The organism is Desulfobaculum sp. SPO524 (assembly GCF_044987625.1).
GTDB lineage: Bacteria > Desulfobacterota > Desulfovibrionia > Desulfovibrionales > Desulfovibrionaceae > Desulfobaculum.
Genome location: NZ_JBJDSB010000013.1, coordinates 1 through 1,356 on the forward strand (window position 1 = coordinate 1; position 1,356 = coordinate 1,356).

A 1,356-nucleotide genomic window follows, 5' to 3' on the forward strand; every position below is an offset into this window, starting at 1 on the left:
ACTTCACCGATCGGAGCACCCCTTCTCGCGAACTTACGGGGTCATTTTGCCGAGTTCCTTAGCCAGAGTTCTCTCAAGCGCCTTGGGTTACTCACCCCACCCACCTGAGTTGGTTTGCGGTACGGTCTCATAGAGCTAAACTTAGAAGCTTTTCTTGGCAGTCTGGGATCACTGACTTCTGTCTGTAAAGACACGGCATCACGTCTCGGCCTTAGAGAGCGGCGGATTTGCCTACCACTCAAGCCTACTCGCTTGCACCGGGATATCCAACACCCGGATCAGCTACCCTTCTGCGTCCCTCCTTCGCACACTCTACGAGGTACAGGAATATTAACCTGTTTCCCATCAGCTACGCGTTTCCGCCTCGCCTTAGGGGCCGACTCACCCTGGGAAGATTACCTTTACCCAGGAAACCTCGGGTTTACGGCGAAAGTGTTTCTCACACTTTTTATCGTTACTCATGCCAGCATGTTCACTTCTCACTCCTCCAGCGTGCCTTCCGGCTTCGCCTTCATCAGCTGTGAGAACGCTCCCCTACCGCTCGTACAAAGTACGAGCCCGTAGCTTCGGTAGTATGCTTAGCCCCGTTACATTTTCGGCGCGGAGTCACTAGACCAGTGAGCTATTACGCTTTCTTTAAAGGATGGCTGCTTCTAAGCCAACCTCCTGGCTGTCTGAGCAACTCTACCACCTTTCCCACTGAGCATACATTTAGAGACCTTAGCTGACGATCTGGGCTGTTTCCCTTTCGACCATGGACCTTCGCACCCATAGTCTGACTCCCAGGCAACAACTAACGGCATTCGGAGTTTGATAAGGGTTGGTAAGCGGGTAAGCCCCCTAGCCTTGTCAGTGCTCTACCTCCGTCAGTCTAACCTGAGGCTATACCTCAATATATTTCGGGGAGAACCAGCTATCACCGGGTTTGATTGGCCTTTCACCCCTATCCACAGGTCATCCGAGCAATTTTCAACTTGCAACGGTTCGGCCCTCCACTCAGTTTTACCTGAGCTTCAGCCTGCCCATGGATAGATCACCCGGCTTCGGGTCTAATCCGATGTACTGTCGCCCTATTCAGACTCGCTTTCGCTTCGGCTCCACCTTACGGCTTAACCTTGCACAGCAGATTAACTCGCTGGCCCATTATGCAAAAGGCACGCGGTCACGGACTAAATCCGCTCCCACTGCTTGTAGGCAGACGGTTTCAGGTACTATTTCACTCCCCTCACAGGGGTACTTTTCACCTTTCCCTCACGGTACTAGTGCGCTATCGGTCGCTAAGGAATATTTAGCCTTGGAAGATGGTCCTCCCAGGTTCCCACGGAGTTTCACGTGTTCCGCGGTACTCAGGAACCG

1 rRNA gene is annotated in these 1,356 nt (G+C 52.9%); it reads right to left on the bottom strand.

Going from position 1 to position 1,356, the window contains the following annotated elements:
- A 23S ribosomal RNA gene (locus ACI3L3_RS16875) occupies positions 1 to 1,356 on the bottom strand; the annotation flags it as partial.